Below are 22,783 nucleotides of genomic sequence, written 5' to 3'. Positions count from 1 at the left end.
TCGAGTCGCCAAAGGCGACCGTATGGAGGATCGGTCGAACTTCGAAATCACGACAGCAGCTATCCCTCAGGCCATATCCCTTTGGGGATATTTCGCCCCGTGCGCGGCGCTGAAACTATGCCGGATAACCATGGGAGGGCCAGGGCCAATCGACAGGGATTGGCGGCGACCCTCTTTTGAAGGAGGGGACAAAGATGAGCAGAAGTTCCGACGGCCGGACAAGCGGCGTCACATATCAGACCGTGGACCAGAGTTACTTCGAGCAACGCCAGTTGCAACGGCATGCCGGCTTGTTCTCGCTCTGGATGATGGGCGTGGGCGCGGTTATCGCCGGTGAATATTCGGGTTGGAACATCGGTTTCTCGCAAGGCGGCTTCGGCGGCCTGCTTCTGGCGGCGTTGATCATCGGCTTCATGTATATCTGCCTGTGCTGCTCCATCGGTGAGATGAGTGCCGCGCTGCCGCATACGGGCGGCGCCTATTCCTTCTCGCGCACGGCGCTGGGACCGTGGGGCGGCTTCACCACGGGTCTTGCCGAAAATATCGAATTCGTGCTGGCACCAGCCGCGAACATGTTCTTCATGAGCTCCTATCTCGCCGCCATATTCGGCACGCCGGAAAGCGTGCTGCCGCTGTGGTGGGTCGGCGGTTACGTGGTGATGCTGGGACTGTCGCTGCGCGGTCTCGAGCTTTCGATGCGGGTCGTCATCTATGTGACCGTGGCTGCGATCGCGGTGCTTCTGTTCTTCTTCGTCGTCGCCATCCCGCATCTGGACTTCACTCGCTATGCGCTGAACATCGCGGCCGGTCCGCAGGGTTCGACGCTATTGCCCGAAGGGAATGGCGAGTGGCTGCCCTTCGGCTTCACGGGTGTGATGCTGTCGTTGCCTTTCGCGGTCTACATGTTCCTGGCCGTCGAACAGCTGCCACTCACCGCCGAAGAAGCGAAGAACCCGACGCGGGACATGCCACGCGCGCTGATCCTGTCGATCCTGACCCTGGCAGCGCTGGCGCTCGGCGTGCTGTTCTTCAGCGCCTCCATCCCGCAAGGTGCCCACGCGATGGGCTCGTCCGGCGAACCGCTGCTCGACGGTTTCCGCACCATATTCGGTGACGGCTGGGCGAAGCTTCTGGCCTCGGTCGCGGTGCTGGGACTTGCCGCTTCCTTCTTCGCCGGCTCCTTCGCCTCGGGCCGCAACATCTATTCGCTGTCGCGTGCCGGCTATCTGCCGACCACGTTGTCGGTGACCAATGCCCGCACCAAGACACCAAATATCGCGCTCGCCGCGGGCTCGGCCCTTGCGCTGTTCATGCTGCTGCTTGTCTGGTTCCTGGGCGGCCGGCACAATGTCGCTTTCATGGGCGGGTTCCTGGTCTCGATGATCGTCTTTGCCGGCATGGTGTCCTACGTGATGCAGAGCATCGCCTTCCTGAAGCTACGCACGCTCTATGCCGCGATCGAACGACCTTTTGTCAGCCCGTTTGGCCGGTTCGGCGCCTATGCCACGATCCTGATCTGCCTGATCACACTAGGCTATCAGTTCTTCGATCCACTCTATCGCTGGGCGGCGATCGCTGCGGCCGTCTGGTACGCCGTTGGCCTAGGCTATTTTGGCTTCTATCGTCGGCACCGCCTGGTGCTGTCGCCCGAAGAGGAATTCGCCGTGTCGGGTGGCATGCGCGGCCAACCGGCCGAATGAGATCGGGTCAGGCTGGCAAGCACGAAAACAGCAAGGACAAGAACATGACTGGAAGACTGCAGGGTAAGGTCGCGATCGTCTCGGGCGGTGCGACCGGCATGGGTGGCGCTGCTTCAAAACTGTTCGCGGCGGAAGGCGCGAAAGTGGCAATCGTCGACCGCAACGCGGACGCTTCGGCTGCTGCCGTTGCGGAGATCGAAGCCGCAGGCGGCAAGGCCGCGTATTTCGTGGCTGATGTTTCAGACGAGGCGGCGGTGGTGGCGGCGGTGAAGGCTGCTGCCGAGACCTTCGGGCCGGCGACAGTGCTGTTCAATCATGCTGGCACCATCGTCATCAAGCCGTTCCTGGAAACCACGGTGACGGAATGGGACTGGCTGCACGCCGTCAATGTGCGCTCGATGTTCCTGATGACACGCGCCGTGCTGCCAGGCATGATCGCGGCCGGCGGTGGCTCGATCGTCTGCACCTCGTCGATTTCGGCGGTAGCGGCGACGCCGATGGAAGTGCTTTACGACACCACCAAAGGTGCATGCCACATGTTCGCGCGGGCGATCGCGGTCGAGTTCCGCGACCGGAATATCCGCTGCAACGCGGTTTGCCCGGGCTTCATCCGCACGCCGCACGGCCTGCGTGAGGTGGCGGAGCTGCAAGGCCTTGGTGTCGATGTCTCGGAGGCGGCCATCGCCGCCCAGCAGGGGCGTATCGGCGAACCGGAAGAGGTGGCCAAGGTGGCGCTGTTCCTGGCCAGCGACGAGTCGAGCTTCGTCAACGGCGCGCATCTGTTCGTCGACAACGCCTTCACGGCGATCTGAGCAATTCAATCCTCGTCGTCGTCAGGATCGAGCAAGCGTGTGGCGCGCCAGCGCGTCAGCACCTCGTTGGTCTGGTCGACGACGAAGAAACGCGCCGAGTCGCGATCGTAACCCTCCGACAGCAGCTTTTCGTAGTCGGTATGCTGGTGGCGGACATGCGCGATGGTGGCCAGCCAAACCGCTATGCCCGGCGGCAAGGTCTTCATATGCACTGCGCCCGCTTCTGTACGGATGCGCTCCATGTCGGCATAGGGTGCCAGGGGTAAAAGCGCGGTAAGCGCCTTGGCGATGGCGCGGCGGCGGCCGGTGGGGGCGTTCATCTGTCGTTCCGGTCCGGCATAAGCGCGTCGGCCAAAACATCGACTGACGGGAAATAAGGCTTGATGTCGATGACCGGCGTGCCGTCGAGCACGTCGATAGCCTCGATCTCGATGCGCCCGGTTTCCACGTCGAGCGAGACCAGTCGCACCGAATGAAGGCCGATCGGGTTCGGCCGGACCGGGGAGCGCAGTGCAAAAACACCTGTGGCTTCAGTTGCATGGCGCGGTTTCTGCACAATCAGATTCCGCGGTGCATGGTGCATCCAGGTCAAAACATGGATGTGGCTGGTTCGTTCGAGACCGACCAGTCCGGCGCGGTAGGGTTGGTCGATCTGCAGCGATGCCGGTTGGATGGTTTCCCGCGCCGCGCGCATGTTCTTGGGGCAGCTTGAGCGGTCTTTCCAAGGCGAGAGCACATGGCCGATGAAGACGATATGGCCGTCGGACGGTAGCGTGGCTGGATCCTGCTCCAGCGTTTCCTCGCCATCACGCATCTCGAACATCGCTCATTTCCCCGCGCAAAGAGACTGCGCCATTTTCTGGCCATGCAGCGACATTGGCAATTGCGCTGTCTGCGAATTTGACATAAACATATGTTTATATCTTTTCGCGAGCAACGCTGATGCAAGTCGCACTCGACACAATGGTAGATACATTGAAGGCCGCCGCCGAATCCAGCCGCCTGCGCATTCTGGCGCTGCTGGCGCGCGGCGACCTGACGGTGTCGGACCTCACCGAAATCCTCGGCCAGTCGCAGCCGCGCGTGTCGCGCCATCTCAAGCTGCTTCTCGAGGCAGGATTGATCGGCCGCTACCAGGAAGGCTCATGGGCGTTCTTTCGCCTCTCGGATCTGGACAATGCACGCGACTTCGTGCTGCGGCTGATTGCCGGCATTCGGGGCGACGACCCGCAGATCGAGCGCGATCTCGAGCGGCTGGCGAGAGTGAAACGCAAGCGGCAGGACCGCGCCGCCGAATATTTCTCGACCAACGCGGCAAGCTGGGACCAGATCCGCTCGCTGCATGTGCCGGAGCGGGCGGTCGAAGCGGCACTGCTCAAGCTGGTCGGCAAGCGGCCATTCCAGTCGATGCTCGATCTCGGCACCGGCACCGGCCGTCTGCTCGAAATCTTTGCACCGCTCTATCGGCGCGGCGTCGGCATCGATATGTCGCGCGAGATGCTGGCGGTGGCTCGCGCCAATCTCGACCAGGCAGGTGTAGCCCATGCGCAGGTACGCCAGGGGGATATCTTCTCGCCGCCGGTGGAGCGCGATTCCTTCGACCTGATCACCATCCACCAGGTGCTGCATTATCTTGACGATCCGGCGCCGGCCATTCGTGCCGCGGCGCGGCTGCTGCGGCCTTCAGGGCGACTGATCATCGTCGATTTCGCTGCGCACACGCTGGAATTCCTGCGTGACGAGCACGCGCATCAGCGCCTTGGCTTTTCCGACAGGCAGATCGCCGATTGGTTTGCAGAGGCCGGGCTCGACCTTGAGGAAAGCCAGGACTTCGAGCCGCGCGGCGGCTCTGACGCCAAGCTCACCGTCAAGCTCTGGCTCGGCCGTGACCGCCGTCTGCTGATCGCCGACCCCAATCCTGAAACCCAATCCGTGCGGGAAATTGCCTGATGAACCAGTTCCGTTTTTCCCGTCGCCCCGACATCGGTGACAAGATCAGGGTTTCATTTGAATTTTTCCCACCGAAGACCGACGAGATGGAGGTTCGGCTGTGGGAAACGGTGAAGCGGCTGGAGCCGCTGAAGCCGAACTTCGTTTCCGTTACCTATGGTGCCGGCGGTTCGACACGGGAGCGCACGGCGCGCACGGTGCGTCGCATTCTCAATGAAACCGCCATCCCGGCGGCGGCGCATCTCACTTGCGTAGGGGCGACGCGCGAGGAGGTGGATGCGGTGATCCGCGACTATTTCGCCACCGGCATCAAGCGCTTCGTGGCGCTGCGTGGCGACCCGGCCTCCGGCGTTGGCCAAGCCTATGCGCCGCATCCCGGTGGTTACCAGAATGGCGCCGAGCTGGTGGGTGGGCTCAAAGCGATCGCCGACTTCGATATCTCCGTTGCCGCCTACCCGGAAAAGCATCCGGAGAGCCCGGATTTCGCCACAGACATCGAGATGCTGAAGCGCAAGGTGGACAATGGCGCCAAACGGGCGATTACCCAGTTCTTCTACGATAACGATCTCTACGAACGCTACGTCGAGCGGGTGCGCCGCGCCGGCATCTACATTCCGATCGTGCCGGGTATCCAACCGGTGCACAATTTTCGGCAGGTGGCGAATTTTGCCTCGCGTGCCGGTGCCCATGTGCCGGCCTGGCTCGCCGAGCGCTTCGAGGGATTGGACAACGATCCGCAGACGCACATGCTGGTGGCATCCGCGGTGGCCGCGGAACAGGTGCTCGACCTCGTCGAGCGTGGTGTCGGCGATTTCCATTTCTACACGATGAACCGCGCCGATCTCGTCTTCGCCATCTGCCACATGATCGGTATCCGTGCGCATCAGACGGCACCAGAGGTATCGGAAAGTCAGTCCAAGACGGGTTCGGCGGCAGCCTGAGCGGGCGGAGACAACCTAATCGTCCGCTCGCGCCCGGCTGACGCTCGCATTGCTCTCGGCCAATGCGATTGTCTGCTCGATGCGGCGGCGGCGCGCCTCTGGCTGGCCTGCCCTGTCGATCCAACTCAGGATCAGCGTTCTGGAAGGCGAGGGCAGCCGCTCGAAGTTGCGGTAAGCGATGCGGTTCCCGTCGAATTCCCGCTGCAAATCCGGCGGCAGGCCGAGCGGCTTCGCCCCCATCGAGGCTTCCCATGTGCCGGCGCTTCTGGCGCGGTGGATCGCAGCAAGGCCGGCGTCACGCATACGGCCATGGTCGATCAGCTTTTCGGCACGCTCCCGGTTGATGCGATCCCAGGCGCTGCTGGCCGAGCGGGGCCGGAAGGTGAGGTAGAAACTGTCATTGTCACGCTTGGTCGCGCGGCCGTCGGCCCAGCCGTAGCAGAGCGCCTCTTCGATCGCTTCGTGGAAATGAACGCCCGGTGTTTCGCTGGTCTTGTGGCGGATGACCAGCCGCACGCCGTTCGCGGCACCACTGTTTTTCTCCAGCCAGTCGCGCCACGCAGTACGGCTGGCAAGAAAAAGCGTCTGCGCGTCGTTTCGGGCACCGGATTCGTCGATCCGCATCGCTCGCCATCCTGACCCCGGCCCCTTGGTCACTATAGGGCGGAGCGGAACCGAATGCAAAAGTTCCGGAAGAGAAAAAGGCCGGGTTTCCCCGGCCTTTTCAATGGTTTGAACTATATGGTGCTGACTTCCCCCGCTGCTGCGGCCTTATGGAAGAACGCCCACAATGAGGGCGCCGATGAACGCAAATGCAGCACAAATCATCAGTGCATTGAGTGGCCTTGTAAGTCCCATGACATAGCCTCCTCTTGGAAAACTATGAACCGAGTCTAGAGGCATTTCGGTCACACACAAGGAGAAAATGTGCTGCAATGCGACAAGACTTTAGAAATTTCGACTTCGATTTTGCCGCTATGCCTTGAATTCCTTGGCTAAATGCAGAGGTGTCGGCTGTGTATAAATTGTGGCTGAAAGGTGTCGGAGACAGCCTGAAAATAGGCTATATCGGGCGACGGACAGCAAGCTGTTGCACTGCGAAATTCGCACGCTGAAAAGCACGCTCCGCTTCGGAGCATTCTCCCGCTCGTTCTCTTCAACTTTTCAGAACGGTCTCTCGGCGAGCAAACAGGCGCCCATCGATGGTGACCAGACCCAGGCCGATCAGAAGCATGCCAAAGAGCTCGAACGTCTCGATATGTTCGCCCAGGAAAGCGATGCCGAGCAGGATGGCGCTTACCGGTACGATCAGCGTGACCAGCGAGGCGTTGGTGGCGCCGGCCGAGGCAACAAGGTTGAAATAGAGGATGTAGGCGAAGGCGGTGGAGAGCAATGCCAGGCCGAAGACCGCTGCCCAAACGGATGCGCTGGCCGAGAACAAGCCAGCGGGTCCCGTGGTCAAGAGAATGACCGGGATCATGATGATGGTCGAGGCAGTCAACTGGCCGGTCGCCAGCACGGGTGGCGGCACGCTCTTCAGCCGCCGCGCCACCATCAGCGCGAAGGCATAGGACAGCGAAGCGCCGATCAGCGCGAATTTCGGCCACACAGGTCCGCCAAGACCGGCAAGCACGCCAGGGCCGACCATGACGGCGGTACCGGCGATGCCGAGCCCGATGCCTGCGAGCTTGTTCCAGGACAGCTTCTCGTCGGCGGTCATGGCGTTGGCCACGATCAACGTCCAGAATGGCGTCGTCGCATTCAGCACCGAAGCAATGCCTGCGCCAAGCTCGGTCTGGCCGGCGAAAATCAGCGAGAAAGGGATGACGTTGTTGGTGAGGGCCAGCAGGAAGAACAGGCCAATATGCGGCAATGCCAATTTGAACGATGGGCCTCGCAACAAGAGATAGATGTGCAGTGCAGCCGCCGCGATTGTCACGCGAAACAGCACCAGAACCAGAGGGTGCATTTCCGCCACTGCGACGCGGGCGAAGAAGAAGGAGCCACCCCAGATCGCCCCGAGCAGCAGAAGCTGGCCCCAGTCCTTGAGACTCATTGGGCCGGTCTGGGCGGCCTGAGTGGCTGTGCGCATAACGGATCGCGCCCCCTTGCGCGGTGCTTTGCTGGCCTTCTGAAACTAGCCGCCCTGGATCGTACCGCCACCCGAATCCTGCTGGCGGGAACAAGGCTCCTGACAGGTTTGTCAGTGGGTTCATGGGCAAAACGAATGGACACGCTCCTGTTTTCTTTCCCGGCTAGTGAGGTTTAACTGCGCATACCGAGAAAGGGATTCGCCTCATGCAGCGATTCGAAAATGCCCGCGAGGCAGCCCTCGCTCTTCGCCCCGACGATCCGATCTACTGCTTCCGTCCGCAAGTGCTGAAGGCCGATGCGCGGCAGTTCATGGATATGTTCCCCGGCAAGACCGCCTATGCGGTGAAGACCAATGGCGAGCAGATCGTCCTGAAGGCGCTGACCGAGGCCGGCGTCACCGCCTTCGACGTCGCATCTCCAGGCGAATTCGCCGCTGTGCGCGCAGTCTCTCCGGATGCGGAAATGCTCTACATGCATCCCATCAAGGCGCAGTCCGACATCAAGCTGGCGCTGGAGAAATATGGCATCCGCGTCGTTGCCATCGACCATGAGGACGAGATCACCAAGCTGACGCGCGTGGTGCGCGCGCTCGACATCGATCCCGGTGCGCTCACCGTTTTCGTGCGTGTTCAGACCAAGGGCCATGCAGCCTACGAACTGTCCAAGAAATTCGGCGCAGGGCCGGCGAATGCGGTGGAACTGGCGGAACGATTGGCGCGCACCGGCTACAAAGTCGGGCTGTGCTTCCACGTCGGCAGCCAGATTGAGGATCCCGACACCTACGAGAGGGCACTGGCCTCGGCCGACTGGGTGCGCAACCGTCTTTCCTTCGATCTCGCGGGTCTCGATGTCGGCGGTGGCTTCCCGGCAGAATACGGTCACGACCCCAACCGCAAACATGTCGAAATGCCATCGCTCGGCCAGATCATGTCCAGGCTATCGGGTGATCTGAGAGAGTATGGCTTCGACCAGATGCCGCTGGTGGCAGAGCCCGGCCGCGTGATCGTGGCGCGCTGCCTTTCCCTGATCGTGCGCGTGCTTCTGCGCAAGGGCAGGCGGCTCTACATCAATGACGGCATCTGGGCTTCGCTGTCGGATTCCTGGACTGGCAAGATCACCTTGCCGGCGCGCTTCATTCCCGATCCTGCGATCCGCTCACGCAACGGTTCGGAGAAAAACATCGTGCCGTTCAAGGTTTGCGGAGCGACCTGCGATTCCGTCGACATCCTCTCACGGCCATTCTGGCTGCCAGAAACGGTGGACACCGGCGACTGGATCGAGATCGGCCATATCGGCGCCTATTCGCTGTCGCTGAGGACCCGCTTCAACGGCTTCTATCCCGACACTTTCGTGGAAGTGACGACGCCTTTCGACGAGGGCGAGGCGCCGCAGGGGTTCGCCAGCCTGGAGACAATGGCGGATTAAGCGGGAGGGTTCATCCATGGGGAGAACGATCGTGAAAGGCGCTGCATCTCTCATAGGAGCGTTGCTGGCCTTGACCGCGACGGCCTCGGCGACGACCGTGACGCTCAAGTTGCCCGGGAAAGAGAAACCGCGCACGACCTGCATGGCGTATGTTTGTCCCGGGCAGAAAGTAGCCGTCACCTATATCAACACCAGCGCCAATCAGTTCGCCGTGCTGGATCTCGGAAAGACCACAGTCGTCGCCGTTTCAGTGATCAGCGGCTCCGGTGCGCGCTATGTCGGACAGCAGTATGAGTGGTGGACCAAAGGCAGCGAGGCAACCTTTACCGACCTGATGCAAAGCCCGCAGAAACCGGTCACCTGCAAGCAGGCTGAATAGTCACGCCGAAAGCTTTTCGAGAAGCTCCGGCGTTGGCCAGCCATCGGCAGGAATGCCGAGCCTGGCCTGTTCCTTCCGTACCGCATCGCGCGTATTGGTGCCGAGGATGCCGTCGACCTTGCCGACGTCGTAGCCCCTGGCTTCCAGCCTGGTCTGCAATTCCTTCATCTGCTCCATGCTGAGGCCCGGCTCCGGATTGCGCGGGTCATAGGCCGGCGCGCCGGCGAAACGGGTCGCCATTACCGCCGCGGTGAGCGCATAGGTGAAGGACTGGTTCCACTCGATGTAGACGTCGAAATTGTCATAGGTCAGGAAGGCGGGACCCTTGCGGCCCATCGGCAGCGCGAGACCGGCCTTCAGGCCGTTATCTGCCAGCGGCGAACCGTCCGGGTTGGTGACACCCCACTGGTTCCATTGGCTGATCGGCATCTTGTTGGTGCGCGCCGTCTGCTCCCAGGGCAAAGTGTCCGGCACTCGTACTTCCTGTACCCAAGGCTGGTCGCGCTTCCAGCCCTTGATCTCGAGCTTCTTGGCGGTGGTCATGATGACATCGGGTGCGCTGTTGCGCAGGTCGACTTTGCCGTCATTGTCGCCGTCGACGCTGTCTTCGAGGTAGTCGATCGGCAGCATCTGCGTCTGGCCGATCTCGCCGGCCCATGCGCCTTGGACGTCGGCTGGCAGATCGCCGCGGTCGATCAGCTTGAGCAGCGGCACGATCTGGCGGCGGAATACCGCGGGGCGGCGGCAGTCGTTCGAGAGTGTGACCAGTGCATTCAGCGTGTTGAAGTCGCCTTGCACCGCCCCGAAGTCGGTCTCCAGCGCCCAGAAAGCCGTGACGATGGCAGGCTGTACGCCGAATTCATCTTGCGCGCGGGAAAAGACCGAGCCGTATTTCTGCAGCATGGTATTGCCCTGCTTCAGCCGGTAGGCCGAGATCATGCGGCCGGAGAACTGGGTGAAGGTCTGGGAGAACACGCCCTGGGCGCGGTCTCTAGCCAGGACGCGGGTGTCGAAGGTTGCGTTCTCAAGTGCGTCGAGCCCGGTTTTGCCGACGCCAGCCGCCTTGGCTTCTTCCGCGACACCCTGCTTCCAGATATCGAAATCGCCGCCGCAGGGCGCGGCGGTGGGATCCAGCTTTTGCGTGGCTGCGGGAGCAGACTGCTGGTCTGCGGGCGCGGATTGCGCCATGGCGGAGGTTGCTGCCAATACCGGCAGCAGCGCCGCGATGAGGCTGGAGCGCAGTCGCATGGTCTTCCTTTCGGACTGATTTCGTGGCGCGGTACAAAGACCGGCGAAAGTCAGTGTCGAAAAGCAGGCCGTGGCCGCCCTGTCAACGGGTGTTCTGCCGCAGCCACTTGTTCCAGGCGGCTTCGGAGCCGTTGAAGACGTTGATGTCGGCGTCGCCCTTCATACCTGGAATGACACCGGTTCCGGTGTATTGCCAGAAGGTGAAGGGGTGGCTGCCATACTTCTGCGTCGGGTGGCCGGCCACTGAACGCAGCCAGTAAGGATAACCGCGGAAGGTCGACAGGTTGTTGTCGTCGAAAAAGTCGATGGATGTATAGATGATCGGTTTCTTGCCGTAGTGCTTCTCGACGATGCCAAGGAAGATGCTCATCTCCGAGCGCACCGTCTCTGCCGGCGGCCTGAGCTTGCAGGTGGGCGACTGCGGGTTCCATTCCATGTCGAGCACTGGTGGCATGGAGGATCGGTCGTTCGGTACGTTCTCGATGAACCAGCGTGCCTGTTCCGCCGCGGGGCGGCAGAAATAATAGAAATGATAGGCTGCGCGCGGAACGCCGGCAGCCTTGGTGCCGCGCCAATGGTCGGCGAACATGTCGTCGACGCGGTCACCGCCTTCGGTCGCTTTGATGAAGGCGAAGGAAACACCACTGGCTTTGGCCTTCTGCCAGTTCACCGAGGTCTGGTATTTCGATACGTCCGTGCCGTGGACCGCATAAGACCACGGTGCGCCGCTGTCCCACTCATGTGGCTTGGAATCGGCGAAACGCGGTGCACGCAGCGCGACCGAGGGGCCGCTGGAGCCGGGTGACACCGGGGTAAGCGCGTCGACGGTCGAACAGGCGGAAAGAGCAGTGAAGCAGAGCAGGATCGCGAGACGACGCATCCGAAAATCAAGTCCAGACCGGTGACCGCCGGTCGCGGATGGGTCGTTCTGTCCGGTTCTTAGCCGGTTGCGGTGTCCCCACTTGCCGCCACGCATCCCACTTCAATCACCCAACATGGTTGATAATCGGTTGACGCGGGCGAATACGCAAGGATCGTGATGACTTATCCAGCGTGTGGGGGCAATCGCGGAAGGGGCGGCTCACGGTTCTGTGAAGCAGGGGGTAAGCTGCCGGTGCCTCAACATCTCCAGTTGCGGCGGGGCGGACAATCGCGGCAGATTGGGTGCGGAAATGGGGTTGGGAGGCTGTGTGTATGCGCGTCGTCGGCAAAATACTGAAATGGCTGCTGGCTCTGGTCGTCATCGCGGTGGTTGGCGCAGTGGTGTGGCTGTGGGTGGCGCCGCCGGCGTTGATCCGCGTTGCCGCCAACTACACTGCCAAGATCGTGTGTTCCAATGTGTTCCTGGCCGGGCGTGACGCCGAACAGGTGCTGGCGGTGGACGTGCAGGCTCCAGGACATCCGATCCTGAAGCTGATGATGCTTGATGTCGACAAGGATGCTGGCACTGTCAGTGCCGGCCTGTTCGGTGTCTTCGGCAGGGGCACGGCGGTGCTGCGGCCGGGACTTGGCTGCGCGAATGTGCCCGACGGCAATGTGACGGCGGCCAAGACCATCTCGACCGACCTGTTCGTCCCGCCTGTGGTGCAGGACGTGCTGTGGCCGGCGGGCGGCCGTGTCGAACCCTCGCAGGACCCGGAGGTCATCAAGATCCTCGACGATGTCTCGCTGACCGGCCCCGGCATGCGCGCCGTGGTCGTGGTGCAGAACGGTCGCATTGTGGGCGAACGCTACGGTGCCGGCTTTTCGGACAAGACACCGCTGCTCGGTTGGTCGATGACCAAGTCGGTCAATGCCGCGATCGTGGGAACCCTGGTCAAGGAGGGCAAGCTCGCCATTACCGATCAGGGCCTGTTCCCGGACTGGAAGGCCGACAAGCGCGCTGCCATCACGCTGGCCGATATGATGGCGATGTCGAGCGGGCTGGAATTCAATGAAGATTATGGCGCGGTGACCGACGTTACGCGCATGCTCTATCAGGAACCCGACATGGCAGGTTTCGCTTCGACCAAGCCGCTGACGGGCGAACCCGGCAAGGCTTATTCCTATTCCAGCGGCACGGCGGTGATGCTGTCGCGTATCTGGCAGAACACCTTTACCGATCCCAAGCAGGCGCTGACCTGGCCACGGCTCAAGCTGTTCGAACCGATCGGCATGACCAGTGCGGTCCTGGAGACCGACGAGCAGGGCACGTTCGTCGGTTCTTCCTATCTCTATGCCACCGCGCGAGACTGGGCACGTTTCGGCCAGTTCCTGTTGCAGGACGGCGTGTGGAACGGGCAGGAAATCCTGCCTGCCGGCTTCGTATCCTGGATGCGTGAGCCGGCGCCCGCTTCCGACGGCATCTATACGCGCGGACAGTTGTGGATCGAGGCACCCGGGAACGAGCACGATCCCGGCGCCACCGCCAAGGCTGGCGTGCCGGCAGACGCATACTGGCTGGAAGGCCATGATGGCCAGACGGTCGCCGTCATCCCGTCGCAGAAGCTGGTCATCGTGCGGTTGGGATTGACGCCTTCCAAACTCGGCTACCGTCCGCAAAATCTGACCACGGCGCTGGCGAAGGTGTTGAAAGGAGACTAGCGCCTGGCCACCGCCAACCAGGCGTAGCCACGATAAAGCCTTTCAAATGAAAGGCTTGCGCCGGCTTTGGCGGATTCCGATTCAAGCACTTCGCGCAGTGATTCACGCGGGCTGACGTGGAATTTTTTCAACCACGCCCTGAGCAGCGAGCGGAACCAGCCGGGCAGGCGCTCCTGCTGGCCGAAGTCGACGATGTGCAGCGAACCGCCGGGCGCCAAAGCGGCAAGGCCGGCAGCCACTGTCTTCTCCCAGCCCGGGATCATCGAGAGGGAATAGGAAACGAAGACGCGGTCGAAGCGCGCGACGCCGAACAGCGCCTGGGCGTCAAAGTCGGTGGCGTCGGCGCGCGCGAGCAGGGTCCTGCCGGCAATGCCTTCGCGAGCGATGGCGGCCTGGGCGCTCACGAGCATTTCGGCGGAGATATCGAGGCCATACAGGCGGGCATCGGGATAGCGTCGCGCCGTCAGTGCCAGATTGCGGCCGGTGCCGCAGCCGAGTTCCAGCACGCTGCCGTTGGCCGGAACGTCGAGGCCGACAATCAGCCTGTCGCGACCGAGCAGGTAATATTTGCGGGTCAGGTCATAGATGTGGCGCTGCCAGCGATAGACGCCGTCCATCAGATCGGCATGGTTCGCCGGCAGGTCCTGGGCGCTCATCAGCCGCGCTTCACATAGAGGTGGAAGCCGCCATAGATCGCCGAGCGATCGCGGGCGGAGTAGTCGCGCGAGGCATCTTCTTCATAGACCCACTGGTCGAGCAGCGAAGACGAGACGCGGCCAGGCAGGAGGCTCGGCTCGGCAGCGGTGCGGAAGATGACGCGGGCGCCAGGCGATGCGGAGCGGGTGATCTCCGTCCAGAGCGCATTCAACTGGCCGTCGGTCATCCAATCCTGGGCGTCGAGCAGGATGAAACGGTCGACGGTGCCGGCATCCTTGGCGGCGAGGAACTCGATCATGTTGGCATGGTTGATGGTGACGCGCCCGACATTGGCCTTGAGAACCGCGTGGTTTTCCTTTTCCAGATAGGCTGGAAGGGCAGCTTCGCCCGGATCGGGATAACGCCGCGCGAAAGCCTGCCAGGCGAAATAATTGTCTTTCAACGGGAAATCGCAGGCGAGCTTCTCGAGGCGGGCTTTCAGCACGCTGGCCATCGAGCCGTCGCCCGAGGTGATCAGCGAATCGTATTGCGCCGGTGGGATGCCAAGCCCGAAGAGCGAGGCTTTGCGTGACGTGGCCCAGCGAAGGAGCTTGCGGTCGAATACCGGGGCCAGTTTCTCATCGAAGAAACGGCGTTGCTCGGCAAGATCCCTGGCCGCCATGATACCGGTCGGGTTGACGCCGAAAAGGCGGCCCGTGCGGTGACCGGCGGCGATGAACAGGCCAAGCAGGCCGGTGCGGTAGAAGTTGCGATCGAACACCTCGATGCGACGGCGCCCCCGCCAATTGCGCTTCTCCCAATAATGGCGGCTGATCGGATCGAGATTGGGAGCGATGAAGCGGTCATAAGCGGCTGAATTGTGCTCGATGCCCGCTGCGCCAAAGAAACGGAACAAGTCGGCCTGGTTAGGCAGATGGCGTACCGCCGTCAGCTTCATGCGGTTCAATGCGATGTGGGCGGCATTGAGATCGACCGCGTCGATCCTGGCAGGCGACCGCGTCAGATAGGCCAGGATGTTGCAGCCACCCGATGCGATGGTGACGACACGATGGCCTTCACCGAGCTGCATAGCTTCCATGTCGATGTCGGGGTCTTCCCAGATCTGAGGGTAGACGAGACCGGAAAAGAGCAGGGCGAACAGGCGTTCCGAGATGCCGGCCTTGGAGAGAGCGCGGTTCTGGTAGACCGCTTTTCCCACTTCCTTGCCGCGCCTGAAAACCAGTTCCGCAGAAACGTCCGACATGGCAAGGCGATTCCCCGTTTACGTTGGGCGAAGCGCGTAGCGCAGCGTCATGACAGTGCGGTGACAGCAGCCGTTGATGACGGACCTAGGCCTTGCCGAATCCTCCCGGCGTCGGCGTGGTGACAATCACCACTTCGCCAGGCTCCAGAATGGTCTGGTCGCAGGCCTTCAATACGTCGACGCTGCCGTCGAGGCGGCGTACCTTGGTGCTGCCCACCTCGCCATCATCGCCGCCATCGAGGCCTTGCGGCGGATGCGAGCGGTGGGAGGACAGGATCGCGCATTCCATCTTCTCAAGGAAGCGGATCGAGCGGCGCGTGCCATCACCGGCATTCCAGTGTCCCTTGCCGCCGGAGTTTTCACGGATGCGGAAGTCTTCCAGCAGCACCGGAAAGCGCAGTTCCAGGATTTCCGGGTCGGTCAGGCGCGAATTGGTCATGTGGGTATGAACGCCCGAAGTGCCGGCAAAACCGCGGCCATCGTTCATGCGCCCTGCCGGCGAGCCGGAGCAGATCGTTTCGTAATATTGGTGACGATCATTGCCGAAGGTGAGGTTGTTCATCGTGCCCTGGGCATTGGCCATTGCACCCATGGCGCCGAACAGCGCGTTGGTCACGTGCTGCGAGGTCTCGACATTGCCGGCGACGACGGCAGCAGGATAGGACGGCTTTAGCATCGAGCCTTCGGGGATGATGATATTTATCGGTCTGAGGCAACCGGCATTCATCGGGATATTGTCTTCGACCATCACACGGAAGGCATAAAGCACGGCTGCGCGCGCGACGGGTTCCGGTGCGTTGAAGTTGTTTTTCATGACCGCCGACGTGCCGGTGAAATCGACGGTTGCCTCACGCTTCGCACGGTCGACGGTGATCTTCACCTTGATGACCTGACCTGTGTCGGTCGGATATTCATAGGCCGATGTGTCGGGCAAACGCTCGAGCACGCGGCGCACGCTTTCGGCGGCGTTGTCCTGAACGTGTCCCATATAGGCCTCGACGACAGGCAGGCCGAAATGCGCCATCATCTTGCGCAGCTCGGCCACGCCTTTCTCGTTGGCGGCGATCTGCGCCTTGAGGTCGGCAATGTTCTGTGCCGGGTTGCGGGCTGGATACCGATGGTCCGTGAGCAGGCGCACCAGTTCGGCCTCGCGGAAACGACCGCGTTCGACGAGGCGGAAATTGTCGAAAAGAACGCCTTCTTCGTCAACGGTGGTGGCGAGCGGCGTCATCGAGCCAGGCGCTGTGCCGCCGACATCTGCGTGATGGCCGCGTGAGGCGACCCAGAACAGGATGTTCTGCTGTTGGTCGTCGAAAACCGGCGTGACCACCGTGATGTCGGGCAGGTGTGTGCCGCCATTGTAGGGGGCGTTGAGTGCAAAAACGTCACCGGGGCGGATATCGCCCGAATTGAGTCGGATGATGGTCTCGACGGAACGGTCCATCGAACCCAAATGCACCGGCATATGCGGGGCGTTGGCCACCAGCGAGCCATCGCTGTCGAAGACGGCGCAGGAGAAGTCGAGCCTTTCCTTGATGTTGACCGAATAGGCGGTGTTCTGCAACGTCACGCCCATCTGCTCGGCGATCGACATGAACAGGTTGTTGAACACCTCGAGCATGACCGGATCGGCTTCGGTACCGAGTGCCGCGTTACGCTGTTTCCTGGACGCTCGGCGCAGGAGAACATGGTTGCGCGGCGTGATCTCAGCCTGCCAGCCGTTTTCCACCACGATGGTCTGGTTGGGTTCGATGATGAGCGCCGGGCCTGAAACCCTGTCCGAGGCGCGCAGTGCCTCACGTCGCCAGACGTCGGATTCGTGCCATTGTCCTTCCGAGAAGATGCGGCGCTTTTCCTGCGCGTTGGCCTTGTCGCGCGGTGGTCCGGAAGGGGCGAATGCTTCCTCATAGTGGCCGGCATCGGCATTGCTGCCCTCTACGGCGACGGTCTCCACCACCAGTTGCTTGTCGTCGTAGACGAAACCGAACTGAGCCTTGTGCGCAGCCTCGAAGGCGGCCCTGGCGTTGGCAATCGAGTGGTCGGGAAAGCTGACCGGTAGCGTGGTGTCGGTGCCGTCGTAGCGGATATGGAGCACGGGGCGCTTCGCCATGGCTTTCCCGGTGACGCCCTGCGCAGCCAACTCAGCGCCTACTTCCCTGGAAAGGGCGGCAATCACCTCTTCGATCGCAGGCAAGGATCGATCGATCAGCGGCTCCAGCAGCGCCTGCTGGCGCGCTGCGAAGATCGATGCGAGTCCGATACCATAGGCTGAAAGCAGGCCGGAGAAGGGGTGAATGAGAACGGCCTCCATGCCGAGCGCATCGGCGACGAGGCAGGCGTGCTGGCCACCGGCGCCGCCAAAGCAGTTCAGCAGATAGCCCGTCACGTCGTAGCCGCGCTGGACGGATATCTTCTTGATGGCGTTGGCCATGTTTTCGACGGCGATGGTGACAAAACCCTCGGCCACCGCTTCCGGCGAGCGACCGTCGCCGATCTCTGCGGCCAAAGCCTCGAATTTCGCGCGTACCGTAGCTGTGTCGAGCGGCTGGTCCTGGTTCGCGCCGAAAATGGGGGGGAAGAAATCCGGCTGCAGCTTGCCAAGCATGACATTGGCGTCGGTCACGGCAAGCGGTCCGCCGCGCCGGTAGCAGGCCGGGCCTGGATTTGCACCGGCGGAATCCGGGCCGACGCGAAAACGGCCGGCTTCGAACTGCAACACCGAGCCGCCGCCGGCGGCCACTGTATGGATGCGCATCATCGGCGCGCGCACCCGCACGCCGGCAACTTCCGTGTCGAAGGCGCGCTCATAGTCGCCGTCGCAATGGGCGACATCGGTGGATGTGCCTCCCATGTCGAAGCCGATGACCTTGTCGAAGCCGGCAAGCTTCGCTGTCTCGACCATGCCGACGACACCGCCGGCCGGGCCGGACAGCAGCGCGTCCTTGCCCTGAAATTTGTCCGCCGCTGTGAGGCCGCCGGACGACATCATGAACATCAGCCTCGGGTTCGCCGAAGCTTCTTCGCTGGCCTCGACCTTATCGTTCGGTATGCTGCGCGTGTCGGTTGCAGCCGTGCCCAGCTCTCCTGCCACCCGTTGCACGTAGCGTGACAGGATCGGCGAGAGATAGGCATCGACCACGGCGGTATCGCCGCGGCCGACCAACTTGATCAGCGGTGAAACTTCATGGCTCACCGAGACTTGCGAAAAACCCGCTTTGCGGCAGACCTTGGCCACGGCCCTTTCGTGCTCGGGATGTTTCCACGCATGCATGAAGACAATAGCGACAGCATCGATGCCGTCCGCTCTGGCTTGTTCGATCGCCGGCTTGACTGCTGCAATGTCAAGCAGCCGCTCCACGCAGCCATCTGCACGCACGCGCTCGTCGACCTCCACGACGCGTTCGTAGAGCTGCTCGGGCAGAAGGATTTCCTTGGCGAAGATGTCGGGCCGGGCCTGATAGGCGATGCGAAGCGCGTCGCGGAACCCCTTGGTGATCAACAGCAAAACCCGATCACCCTTGCGTTCCAGCAGCGCGTTGGTGGCAACCGTGGTGCCCATGCGCACCTCTCCGATCAAGCCGGAGGGGATCGGCTTGCCGGCTTTCACGCTCAGCAAAGTGCGGATGCCGTGGATGGCGGCGTCCCGATAGGTTTCCGGGTTTTCGGAAAGCAGCTTCAACGGCCTCAGTGATCCGTCAGGAGCGCGCCCGATGATGTCGGTGAAGGTACCGCCGCGGTCGATCCAGAAATCCCATTTCATGCTCGCCGCCTATCCTTTCGATGCGTTCCATTCCCTGTTAGTGCCGAAGGCCAGGGTCGGCAACGGCTCAACGATGTCCGGGCGCTGTTACAGGACGAAACGCAATGTGACGAAACCGATGCCCGGCTGCTGCATTCCTTTTGTGCCGCCCTTCACAGGGGGTGAAGTTGCGAAGGAGAAATGCGATGAAAAAACTCGTCTTGGCTTCGGTTTCCGCGTTGCTTTTGCTCGGCGTTGCTGCCTGCAGTGAAAACAAAGGTGGCGGTACGGGAGGTACCGACAACACCACGACGCAAGCCACACCGCCTGCCTCCGAGCCGATGAAACCGGCTACGCCTGAGGCACAGCCGCCGGCCGATACCACGAAGCCGGCTCAGCCGAATTCGACTGCGCCAGCGCAATAAGCGCAAGGGTCGGCCGAAACGGCTGGCACCCAAGGCTGGCATGCGTCAGCTCATGAATCGAAAAGGCCGGGACGTCGTCCCGGCCTTTTTCTGCATATCGGACCCGCGGCTGCCTCAAGCGGGTGCCGGCTGGTGATTTTTAGACGAGGCAAATCGCGGGAAGGCGAGCGCGATCAGGAACGCCGCGATGCCGATGACCGATGAGCCGATGAAGAGCCAGTCGTAGACGTCGAAACGGTCGAATATCCAGCCGCCTGCGACAGGCCCGAGCGCCATGCCGAAGCTGGAAGCCATGGTGAGTGCGCCGAGTACCGACCCCATCACCTGCTGGCCGAAATATTCGCGAGCCAGCAGCGCATAGAGCGGCATCACGCCGCCATAGGCAGCGCCGAAGACGACAGCCAGCACATAGAAGGTGCTGAGCTGATTGGCCGAGAGATAGGCCGCGATCACCAGCGCCTGGACGAGCAGGCCGGTGACCAAGACCCGCTTCGGGCCAAGGCGATCCGCCGCCACGCCGAACAGCAGCCTGCCGCCAAGGCCGGCAATGCCTTCAACGCTGTAGATGCTGACGGCAGTCATGGCGGAGATGCCGCAGGTGATCGCGTAACTCATGATGTGAAAGATCGGGCCGGAATGCGCGGCACAGCACAGGAAATAGGTTCCGGCGAGCAGCGCAAACTGCGGCGAGCGGAAAGCCTTCGATAGCGGATTGTCCGTGGCTCCGACGGTGACGGTCGCACCACTGGAAGCAGGACGATTGGCTGGCGCCTGTTGGGCATTCCTGACGAAGAATGCCGCGGGCAGGAGGATCGCGCTGGCGAGCAGCCCGATCGTCATCATCGCGGTGCGCCAGTCATAACTTGCGAGCAGCCAGGCTGCGAAGGGCGATACGGTGGCGGGTGCAACGCCGACGCCGGCGGAAACCAGCGAAACGGCAAGGCCACGGTGCTTGTCGAACCAGCCGGTGACCGCAGCCATCATCGGCGCGAAGAAGGCGCCGCCGGCAAGACCGACGCCGACACCATAGGCGAGCTGGAACGCGATGAGGCTGGTCGCATGGCTTGCCAGCACCAGGACAACGCCGAGCGCGATGGAGCCGACCAACACCACAGGGCGCGTGCCGATGCGATCGGTAAGCATGCCCCAGCCGAAGCTCGAAGCCCCCATCATCAGGAAGTTGAGCGTCATCGCGCTGGAAATGCCGGCACGTGTCCAGCCGGTCGCGGCGGAGATGTGTGGCATGAACACGGCCAACGAAAACATGGCGCCAATGGTTACGCAGGTCATCAGTGCGCCGAGGGCGACGATGACCCAGCGATATGAATTCTGTGTCTCGAGCGTTGACATGGAAACTTCCTAACATCGGTCAGGGCGGGCGACGTCGGCTCATCGCGGTGACGCGTTCGTTGAAGTCATTGGAGAGGGTAGCGGCGGGAGCCAAAAGGCGAGAGTGACAAGTGTGTCGGGATTTCACCCGGGTCGCCGCCGGCAATCCATCTCAGTGGTCGCCGTGCCTCAGGCAAAGGATGTCGCGATAGGCGCAGAGATCGTCGAGCAGCGCCTTCTCGTCGGCGAGGATCTTTGTCTTCTCGGCGTCGCCGACGAGCTGGATGATGTAGCTGTGCTCGGGTGCGCCCTGCCTGTCGACGAAGGGACTGAGCAGGCTGGCACGTGCCGCGAGGTCGGGCTTGGCGCCGATGTCGTCATTGGTGACACCCGGCGCGTAGAACATCACATGCGGCATCGCCATGGTATGCACGTTCATGTCCGGCGGGCCGATGGTGCGCATGATGGGTGCCACCATGTAGGAAACGCCCGGTTTTTCGGGAACGTTGAAGGTCTTGTCCCGATACCGTTTTTGATATTCCGCATTGAGGGTCGCGGCGTCCATGCCCGTGGCGCGTAACGTTGCCGCTTCCATGATATGCCGCAAATAGGTCTTGCTGCCGGCCGCGTCGTAGCAAAGCGGAATATAGATGTCGTTGCGGAAGTCGCTGAGGTCCCAGCTCGTGCGCTCGACAATGCAGGTGATGCCGCTGTTTCCCTGTCTGGAGAGTTGATAGCCCTTTGCGGGATCCAGCAGATAAACGGTTGCCGTTTCGCGCAGCGCTGGTGGTGCAGCGCTCAGCGCCAGCCTGGTTTCCAACTCGGCCGGCATGCGGTCGAGCGTCGTTTCAGCCGGACTGGCGGGAGCGGTAGCCGCGAGGCCGGCGATGACCAACGCAGCGAGCGCGCTTCCCTGTTTGATTTTCATGGCTTTATTCCTTCTCGATGTGGTCAACTGTCTGACCGTCGTGAGAGGTTAGGGGCAGATACCGAATGAGGAGAGTGACAAGTGTGACGGGATTGCGATGGACTCGCTGATCACGGCCGCAGGACAGGCGCTTGCGCGCGGCGATCCTCTCGGAGCGCTGAAGCGGGTAGCCTTGCGTGACGATGCGGCTGCACTTGCGTTGCGCGGCATCGCGATGGCGCAGCTTGGCGACCTTGTTCGTGCCAAGGCACTTCTAAAGGGCGCGGCGCGTGCCTTTGGCCCGAAAGAGGCGGTGGCACGGTCAAGGTGCATCGTCGCCGAAGCTGAAATCGCGCTTGTCTCGCGTGATCTCACCTGGCCTGCCAAGGCACTCGATATCGCCCGTGCTACGCTTGAGGCGCATGGTGACCACGCGAACGCAGCGCACGCGCGCACGCTTGAAATCCGGCGCCTGCTGCTGATTGGCCGTCTCGACGAGGCCGAAGACCTCATCTCCGACCTCGACCCCGCGCTGTTGCCGCCACCAATGCGGAGCGCGCTTCAGCTTGCGGTTGCCGGCATCGCGATCCGGCGCCTGCGCCTCAGGGAGGCTCGCAGGGCATTGATGCTGGCCTGGCAGGCCGCCCAACAGGCCGGTATTCCCGCGCTGGGGGCAGAAGTGGAAAGTGCTGCATTGGTGATCGACACGCCGGCCGCGCGCCTGATTGCGAAAGGCATGGCGCGTCCGCTGCTGCTGGAAGAGGTGGAGGAGCTGTTCGCGACGGGGATGTTCGTGGTGGATGCCTGCCGCAACGTTGTGCGTGCCGGCAATGTGGTGGTCTCGCTAGCAACACGCCCGGTGCTGTTTGCGCTGGCCCGTATATTGGCCGAAGCCTGGCCCGGGGACGTGTCGCGGGAGAGGCTTTTGTCCGGTGCCTTTGGCGCCAGGCATGCCGACGAATCGCACCGGGCGCGGCTGCGGGTGGAAATCGGGCGATTGCGGGCCGAGCTGCGCGGCCTTGCCGACATCCGCGCGACGAACGAGGGTTTCAGGCTGGCACCGCGTCGGCGCGGCAATGTGATGGTGCTGGCGCCGCTGGTCGAGGAAGAACACGCGGCGGTGCTCGCCTTTCTTGCCGATGGCGAGGCATGGTCCAGTTCGGCATTGGCGATCGCGCTGGATGCCAGCTCGCGTACGGTGCAGCGAGCGCTGGAACAGCTTTCCGCCGCTGGCAAAGTGCAGTCTTTCGGGAAAGGGCGAGCGCTGCGCTGGGTGACGCCGTCGGTGCCGGGCTTCCCGACAACCTTGTTACTCCCAGGACCGCTGCCAAGCGGTTAGGGTCATGTGGAC

20 protein-coding genes are annotated in these 22,783 nt (G+C 62.4%); 9 read left to right on the top strand and 11 right to left on the bottom strand.

What is annotated here, in order from left to right; all coding sequences use genetic code 11:
• The first annotated feature begins 194 nt into the window (after nucleotides 1–194).
• Together AO692_RS01605 and AO692_RS01600 are read left to right on the top strand one after the other, a co-directional pair.
• The gene (locus AO692_RS01605) at nucleotides 195–1,700 is read left to right on the top strand and encodes an amino acid permease (protein ID WP_054308271.1); all 1,506 of its coding nucleotides are present in this window, start codon (nucleotides 195–197) and stop codon (nucleotides 1,698–1,700) included.
• Between the two features lie 44 nt (nucleotides 1,701–1,744).
• Nucleotides 1,745–2,512 (top strand): SDR family oxidoreductase, encoded by a 768-nt coding sequence (locus AO692_RS01600; RefSeq protein WP_054308444.1) that lies wholly within the window; start codon nucleotides 1,745–1,747, stop codon nucleotides 2,510–2,512.
• A 5-nt stretch (nucleotides 2,513–2,517) separates the two neighbouring features.
• On the opposite strand, the gene AO692_RS01595 is transcribed toward AO692_RS01600, so the two are convergent.
• Together AO692_RS01595 and tsaA are read right to left on the bottom strand one after the other, a co-directional pair.
• On the bottom strand, nucleotides 2,518–2,832 hold the full coding sequence (locus AO692_RS01595; RefSeq protein WP_054308270.1) for a DUF2293 domain-containing protein: 315 nt from the start codon (nucleotides 2,830–2,832) through the stop codon (nucleotides 2,518–2,520).
• On the bottom strand, nucleotides 2,829–3,335 hold the full coding sequence (tsaA, locus tag AO692_RS01590) for a tRNA (N6-threonylcarbamoyladenosine(37)-N6)-methyltransferase TrmO (protein WP_054308269.1): 507 nt from the start codon (nucleotides 3,333–3,335) through the stop codon (nucleotides 2,829–2,831). The genes AO692_RS01595 and tsaA overlap by 4 nt, the downstream gene beginning before the upstream one ends.
• A 119-nt stretch (nucleotides 3,336–3,454) precedes the next feature.
• Between tsaA and AO692_RS01585 the strand changes: the two genes are divergently transcribed.
• Both AO692_RS01585 and metF read left to right on the top strand, forming a co-directional pair.
• Nucleotides 3,455–4,462, top strand: coding sequence for a metalloregulator ArsR/SmtB family transcription factor (locus AO692_RS01585; RefSeq protein WP_054308268.1), 1,008 nt, complete (start codon nucleotides 3,455–3,457; stop codon nucleotides 4,460–4,462).
• Complete coding sequence (metF, locus tag AO692_RS01580; RefSeq protein ID WP_054308267.1) at nucleotides 4,462–5,403, top strand: methylenetetrahydrofolate reductase [NAD(P)H]; 942 nt, start codon at nucleotides 4,462–4,464, stop codon at nucleotides 5,401–5,403. Before AO692_RS01585 ends, metF begins: the two co-directional genes overlap by 1 nt.
• A 15-nt stretch (nucleotides 5,404–5,418) precedes the next feature.
• Here the strand turns inward: metF and AO692_RS01575 are convergent, their stop codons facing one another.
• On the bottom strand, nucleotides 5,419–6,027 hold the full coding sequence (locus AO692_RS01575; protein ID WP_054308266.1) for a YdeI/OmpD-associated family protein: 609 nt from the start codon (nucleotides 6,025–6,027) through the stop codon (nucleotides 5,419–5,421).
• A 532-nt stretch (nucleotides 6,028–6,559) separates the two neighbouring features.
• Nucleotides 6,560–7,495 (bottom strand): DMT family transporter, encoded by a 936-nt coding sequence (locus AO692_RS01570; protein WP_054308265.1) that lies wholly within the window; start codon nucleotides 7,493–7,495, stop codon nucleotides 6,560–6,562.
• Between the two features lie 206 nt (nucleotides 7,496–7,701).
• Between AO692_RS01570 and AO692_RS01565 the strand changes: the two genes are divergently transcribed.
• Nucleotides 7,702–8,922, top strand: a complete 1,221-nt coding sequence (locus tag AO692_RS01565; protein ID WP_054308264.1) for an alanine racemase — start codon at nucleotides 7,702–7,704, stop codon at nucleotides 8,920–8,922.
• A gap of 31 nt (nucleotides 8,923–8,953) precedes the next feature.
• The gene (locus AO692_RS01560; RefSeq protein WP_161808026.1) at nucleotides 8,954–9,301 is read left to right on the top strand and encodes an MliC family protein; all 348 of its coding nucleotides are present in this window, start codon (nucleotides 8,954–8,956) and stop codon (nucleotides 9,299–9,301) included.
• On the opposite strand, the gene AO692_RS01555 is transcribed toward AO692_RS01560, so the two are convergent.
• On the bottom strand, nucleotides 9,302–10,549 hold the full coding sequence (locus AO692_RS01555; RefSeq protein WP_054308262.1) for a lytic murein transglycosylase: 1,248 nt from the start codon (nucleotides 10,547–10,549) through the stop codon (nucleotides 9,302–9,304).
• An 82-nt stretch (nucleotides 10,550–10,631) separates the two neighbouring features.
• Nucleotides 10,632–11,429 carry a GH25 family lysozyme gene (locus AO692_RS01550; RefSeq protein WP_054308261.1) on the bottom strand — a complete coding sequence of 266 codons (798 nt, stop codon included), beginning with the start codon at nucleotides 11,427–11,429 and terminating at the stop codon, nucleotides 10,632–10,634.
• 314 nt (nucleotides 11,430–11,743) lie between these two features.
• Here AO692_RS01550 and AO692_RS01545 point away from each other — a divergent pair, with 314 nt between their 5' ends.
• On the top strand, nucleotides 11,744–13,132 hold the full coding sequence (locus tag AO692_RS01545) for a serine hydrolase (RefSeq protein ID WP_054308260.1): 1,389 nt from the start codon (nucleotides 11,744–11,746) through the stop codon (nucleotides 13,130–13,132).
• On the opposite strand, the gene AO692_RS01540 is transcribed toward AO692_RS01545, so the two are convergent.
• The 3 genes from AO692_RS01540 to AO692_RS01530 all read right to left on the bottom strand — a co-directional run bounded on the left by AO692_RS01540 (nucleotide 13,129) and on the right by AO692_RS01530 (nucleotide 18,792).
• A complete protein-coding gene (locus tag AO692_RS01540) occupies nucleotides 13,129–13,788 on the bottom strand; it encodes a class I SAM-dependent methyltransferase (RefSeq protein WP_054308259.1) in 660 nt (219 codons plus the stop codon). The genes AO692_RS01545 and AO692_RS01540 overlap by 4 nt on opposite strands.
• On the bottom strand, nucleotides 13,788–15,032 hold the full coding sequence (locus AO692_RS01535) for a DUF3419 family protein (RefSeq protein WP_054308258.1): 1,245 nt from the start codon (nucleotides 15,030–15,032) through the stop codon (nucleotides 13,788–13,790). Before AO692_RS01535 ends, AO692_RS01540 begins: the two co-directional genes overlap by 1 nt.
• Before the next feature lie 85 nt (nucleotides 15,033–15,117).
• Complete coding sequence (locus AO692_RS01530) at nucleotides 15,118–18,792, bottom strand: hydantoinase B/oxoprolinase family protein (protein WP_054308257.1); 3,675 nt, start codon at nucleotides 18,790–18,792, stop codon at nucleotides 15,118–15,120.
• A 185-nt stretch (nucleotides 18,793–18,977) separates the two neighbouring features.
• Here AO692_RS01530 and AO692_RS01525 point away from each other — a divergent pair, with 185 nt between their 5' ends.
• Complete coding sequence (locus AO692_RS01525; RefSeq protein ID WP_054308256.1) at nucleotides 18,978–19,196, top strand: hypothetical protein; 219 nt, start codon at nucleotides 18,978–18,980, stop codon at nucleotides 19,194–19,196.
• 114 nt (nucleotides 19,197–19,310) lie between these two features.
• On the opposite strand, the gene AO692_RS01520 is transcribed toward AO692_RS01525, so the two are convergent.
• Together AO692_RS01520 and AO692_RS01515 are read right to left on the bottom strand one after the other, a co-directional pair.
• Nucleotides 19,311–20,546 carry an MFS transporter gene (locus tag AO692_RS01520; protein ID WP_054308255.1) on the bottom strand — a complete coding sequence of 412 codons (1,236 nt, stop codon included), beginning with the start codon at nucleotides 20,544–20,546 and terminating at the stop codon, nucleotides 19,311–19,313.
• A gap of 151 nt (nucleotides 20,547–20,697) precedes the next feature.
• Nucleotides 20,698–21,453 carry a hypothetical protein gene (locus tag AO692_RS01515; RefSeq protein WP_054308254.1) on the bottom strand — a complete coding sequence of 252 codons (756 nt, stop codon included), beginning with the start codon at nucleotides 21,451–21,453 and terminating at the stop codon, nucleotides 20,698–20,700.
• 97 nt (nucleotides 21,454–21,550) lie between these two features.
• On the opposite strand from AO692_RS01515, the gene AO692_RS01510 reads away from it, so the two are divergent.
• Nucleotides 21,551–22,771: a hypothetical protein gene (locus AO692_RS01510; RefSeq protein WP_054308253.1), complete on the top strand. Its 1,221-nt coding sequence runs from the start codon at nucleotides 21,551–21,553 to the stop codon at nucleotides 22,769–22,771.
• Nucleotides 22,772–22,783: the final 12 nt, after the last annotated feature.

The sequence above is a fragment of the Mesorhizobium sp. 1M-11 genome (genome assembly GCF_001303895.1).
Lineage (GTDB): Bacteria > Pseudomonadota > Alphaproteobacteria > Rhizobiales > Rhizobiaceae > Mesorhizobium.
This window is presented reverse-complemented; position numbering and strand designations above follow the sequence as displayed.

Coding starts and splice junctions, on each gene's coding strand:
- AO692_RS01605 (WP_054308271.1), top strand. CDS start 195: ATGAGCAGAAGTTCCGACGGCCGGACAAGCGGCGTCACATATCAGACC.
- AO692_RS01600 (WP_054308444.1), top strand. CDS start 1,745: ATGACTGGAAGACTGCAGGGTAAGGTCGCGATCGTCTCGGGCGGTGCG.
- AO692_RS01595 (WP_054308270.1), bottom strand. CDS start 2,832: ATGAACGCCCCCACCGGCCGCCGCCGCGCCATCGCCAAGGCGCTTACC.
- tsaA (WP_054308269.1), bottom strand. CDS start 3,335: ATGTTCGAGATGCGTGATGGCGAGGAAACGCTGGAGCAGGATCCAGCC.
- AO692_RS01585 (WP_054308268.1), top strand. CDS start 3,455: ATGCAAGTCGCACTCGACACAATGGTAGATACATTGAAGGCCGCCGCC.
- metF (WP_054308267.1), top strand. CDS start 4,462: ATGAACCAGTTCCGTTTTTCCCGTCGCCCCGACATCGGTGACAAGATC.
- AO692_RS01575 (WP_054308266.1), bottom strand. CDS start 6,027: ATGCGGATCGACGAATCCGGTGCCCGAAACGACGCGCAGACGCTTTTT.
- AO692_RS01570 (WP_054308265.1), bottom strand. CDS start 7,495: ATGCGCACAGCCACTCAGGCCGCCCAGACCGGCCCAATGAGTCTCAAG.
- AO692_RS01565 (WP_054308264.1), top strand. CDS start 7,702: ATGCAGCGATTCGAAAATGCCCGCGAGGCAGCCCTCGCTCTTCGCCCC.
- AO692_RS01555 (WP_054308262.1), bottom strand. CDS start 10,549: ATGCGACTGCGCTCCAGCCTCATCGCGGCGCTGCTGCCGGTATTGGCA.
- AO692_RS01550 (WP_054308261.1), bottom strand. CDS start 11,429: ATGCGTCGTCTCGCGATCCTGCTCTGCTTCACTGCTCTTTCCGCCTGT.
- AO692_RS01545 (WP_054308260.1), top strand. CDS start 11,744: ATGCGCGTCGTCGGCAAAATACTGAAATGGCTGCTGGCTCTGGTCGTC.
- AO692_RS01540 (WP_054308259.1), bottom strand. CDS start 13,788: ATGAGCGCCCAGGACCTGCCGGCGAACCATGCCGATCTGATGGACGGC.
- AO692_RS01535 (WP_054308258.1), bottom strand. CDS start 15,032: ATGTCGGACGTTTCTGCGGAACTGGTTTTCAGGCGCGGCAAGGAAGTG.
- AO692_RS01530 (WP_054308257.1), bottom strand. CDS start 18,792: ATGAAATGGGATTTCTGGATCGACCGCGGCGGTACCTTCACCGACATC.
- AO692_RS01525 (WP_054308256.1), top strand. CDS start 18,978: ATGAAAAAACTCGTCTTGGCTTCGGTTTCCGCGTTGCTTTTGCTCGGC.
- AO692_RS01520 (WP_054308255.1), bottom strand. CDS start 20,546: ATGTCAACGCTCGAGACACAGAATTCATATCGCTGGGTCATCGTCGCC.
- AO692_RS01515 (WP_054308254.1), bottom strand. CDS start 21,453: ATGAAAATCAAACAGGGAAGCGCGCTCGCTGCGTTGGTCATCGCCGGC.
- AO692_RS01510 (WP_054308253.1), top strand. CDS start 21,551: ATGGACTCGCTGATCACGGCCGCAGGACAGGCGCTTGCGCGCGGCGAT.